At 38.4% G+C, this 3,283-nt stretch carries 3 protein-coding genes; 2 read left to right on the forward strand and 1 reads right to left on the reverse strand.

All coding sequences use genetic code 11. From position 1 onward, the window contains the following. The first annotated feature begins 365 nt into the window (after window positions 1-365). Both VIP81_RS25235 and VIP81_RS25240 read left to right on the forward strand, forming a co-directional pair. Window positions 366-779, forward strand: a complete 414-nt coding sequence (locus VIP81_RS25235) for a response regulator (protein ID WP_331967800.1) — start codon at window positions 366-368, stop codon at window positions 777-779. Window positions 780-1,134: 355 nt separating this feature from the next. Then, window positions 1,135-1,836 (forward strand): response regulator transcription factor, encoded by a 702-nt coding sequence (locus VIP81_RS25240; protein ID WP_331967802.1) that lies wholly within the window; start codon window positions 1,135-1,137, stop codon window positions 1,834-1,836. 455 nt (window positions 1,837-2,291) lie between these two features. Here the strand turns inward: VIP81_RS25240 and VIP81_RS25245 are convergent. Beyond that, window positions 2,292-3,283, reverse strand: a 992-nt coding sequence (locus tag VIP81_RS25245) for a hypothetical protein (RefSeq protein WP_331967804.1), incomplete at its 5' end; no start/stop codon positions are given.

The following is a 3,283-nucleotide window of genomic DNA, read 5'->3' on the forward strand; positions in this document are numbered from 1 at the left end:
TCTTGTTAAACGGAAATGCTTTTTGATTAACAAAAAATGAATTTCAACAGTGAACAAAATACTTGTTAAGATGGATTAACAAACATCTCTCATAATCGCTATAACCGTTTATTGATAGTCATTTTCAAATGACTATTTAGATTTTCATCTTGAGTTTATTTTTTAAAATTTATATGGTAATGTTTCGGGAAGCCTCCTGAATATTTTTTTCCTTTGTATTGGAAAAAGAAAAAACCATGATAATATCTTTCATTGATAATTGTGATGATGCTGAATTTCATCGTTTATCCACTTTCGTTATCCAACATCGCCGTTGCAATAATAATAGCTGAACTATTCACTACTGTTAATAAATTATAAATAGAATGGCAAATCGCATACTTCATGCAGACGATGACCTTATCTTCTCCCGCATCACAAAGAAAATTTTGCATCAAAATGGTTTTGAGGTTTATAATGCCTATGATGGAGAACAGGCATGGATGCTTTTTAATGAAATGAGTTTTCATTATTGTCTCCTGGATATTATGATGCCTCGCCTGAATGGAATTGACCTCGGAGAAAGAATCAGGAGCGTGGATAGGCGCATGCCGATTTTTTATTTGTCGAGTGAAGACCCTATGAGTGTGGAAGAAGACGTATTTGGACGCGGCGGAGGTAATGGATACTTTGCTAAGACATTAAGCATCAGAAAACTATCTATTTTTTTACAACATTATTTTAGCTCCTCCTCTATAATAAAACCTTATGACGTATCCTATCGAAAAAACAACATATGATCCGCGGACACGTGAGTTAAAGGGTCCGAAAGGGAAAAGAAGAACGCTTTCACCAGGTAGGGACAAATTTATAATGTGTCTATTAAAAAGGGGGCCGGATGAATTGGCTCCTAAAGACGAATTGGTGCTCGCTTTTGGGAACGAGAAAAATGTGTGCTCATTCAAGAAAAAACTAAGGGATACTATGAAAAAAGTTGACTCCTCCTTGGATATAGAGACTAAATACGCAAAGGGTTATATTTTGAAAGGTGTAATTGAGCTTATTGAGGATCCTCAATAATCAATGATTGCCCCGGCCCCCTACTTTATAAATTCGATGGAGCATAACCGGTTCGTTACAATAAAATGTAAGTTCATGCGAAACGTAGATACACTCACTATTCTTTATGCAGAAGACGATACAGCCGCTGCCAGTAACTTAAAGCACTCATTGGAAGAAACCGGCCATTTCGAAGTCGTCATTGCCGGAGATGGCCAGATAGCGTGGGATGTGTTTAACAATCAATATTTCGATGTCTGTTTAATAGACGTGCACATGCCTGTGTTAAATGGTGTGGACCTCGCCGCGAAAATACGCGCCGTCAATACGATTGTCCCCATTATGTATATTTCCGCAGATCTAAAATTGGAGACAAAGCTGAAAGGATTCAGCATCGGAGGTGCAGATGATTATTGTGAGAAACCCATCCAGGTGCCTGTACTAATTCCGAAAATGGAAGCGCTTGTACGAAGGGCTAAAGAACAAGCGGAGGTAATTGTCCTGGATAAATACATTTTTAATACTCGGGATTGTACACTTACCTATGATGATGCCGTTTTTCCACTCAACCAGAATGAAGCGAAGATTCTTAAAGCATTGATCGCCCGAGTGAATAAAACCATTGAAAGAGAAACCCTGGAACAGATTGTTTTTGGATTAAATAAAACACGGGCCTTATACGCTGCCATATCTATGCTCCGTGCGCATTTCAGACATATTCCCATTGTAGATATTTTCACTATTCAGAGAACGGGTTATTTACTATCCGTTCCGAAAGATGCTGTCCGATATTTTTGATATTTAGTTTGTTATCCTGATTAAATATTTTCTTATATTCGATCACTGTTTAGTAAACCCGGAAAAACCGTTAACCATATTTTTAAAATTCAAAAACAATTACCATGAAACTCCACAGAACATTACATCATCCTGATGGTGGGCGTTCATTAGCAGAATATGAAATCAGAGAAAACAATGTTTTTACAACCATACACCACGCGAAGGGCTCCAGTTCCCTCCCCTGGTATGAAGTGCGAGGAAGTAAGTTATACCCTACCATGCATCATCCGCAAGGCAGAAGCTCATTTCCCTGGTTTGAAATTACTGGGAATAGTATAACCCCGTCAATTCACCATCCGAAAGGTTGGCATGGATTGCCCTGGTATAAGATGATATAGTTTGAGTAAGGGTTTACTGACGGGGCCTGGCAATGAGTTGTCGGGCTTTTTTTATTTCTCAATCACTATTTCAAATTATGGTAGTATTAATTCAAAGAGATGAATATCAGTCAGAGTTCTAGGTTGATTTCCCTGGTATAGTTTTCCCTTGATTTTTAGGAAGGAATTGGCAATCATGTGAGCTTGATCCGCCTTGGCGTAGTCATTTGCATTCAGAATAGTTCTGGCTCGTATAACTTCACTGTCTTTATACAGGTTAAGAATTACTTCACCTGACCTTCTGTTGTCTTCTCCAATATCTCCAGCGAGATGCTCAACAGATGCCATAAATACGTCCTCAACTTTCTGTTGTTCTGTACGTTTCAGTTCTCTGCTTACATCGTCTATTCTTGAGAAATAATCTTTTTGAATTTTTATTTGGTTATGCGTGATAATCTTTTGGGGTACTGGTAGCGAGCCTGCCCATGAGAAGTCAACGTACAAATCATAGTCATCATGTTCTTCCTGGAAGTTGGTAATTGCTTTACACAGATTGGAAGATAATTCAGGAGCGGGATCCGCTTTTATTTCGTCAATTAATGAATCAAGTGTGTCTGCTTGAATGGCTGTAACGAGCTTGTTTAAAGCTTTATTGATAACCAACGTTGTTTGCCTCACAAAGGGTAAATCCTCTTCGAACAAATTACCTTGTATTTCCATTGCTTTTACCGGAGCCGAAACTTTTATAATAAAGCTGCCTGCTTCCGTGTGCCTGAATCGTGTCTTGTCAATCAGCTCCTGCGCCTCCGATCGGGATAATCTGGGATGATGAATTTGTGGTTTTAATGCTGTGCAGGCTGCCGATAGCAGCATTTCTTTCGTGCCATTGATTGCAGATACAGCATAAGAAAGCGGAATAAAATTTTCTTCATTTCTTGCATCCTTTACTTTAAAACGAAGCGTATCGTCTTTTAGTTCGTTTAAAGAGGAGATTAATAAAGAAATTGGCTTTTGTTCAAGCTCTGCTAATTTCTGCAACGCAATATTAATGGATTCAGCATAATCAGGTTGAGCAGAATCTATTGGAA

Source organism: Chitinophaga sp. (genome assembly GCF_036566945.1).
Lineage (GTDB): Bacteria > Bacteroidota > Bacteroidia > Chitinophagales > Chitinophagaceae > Chitinophaga.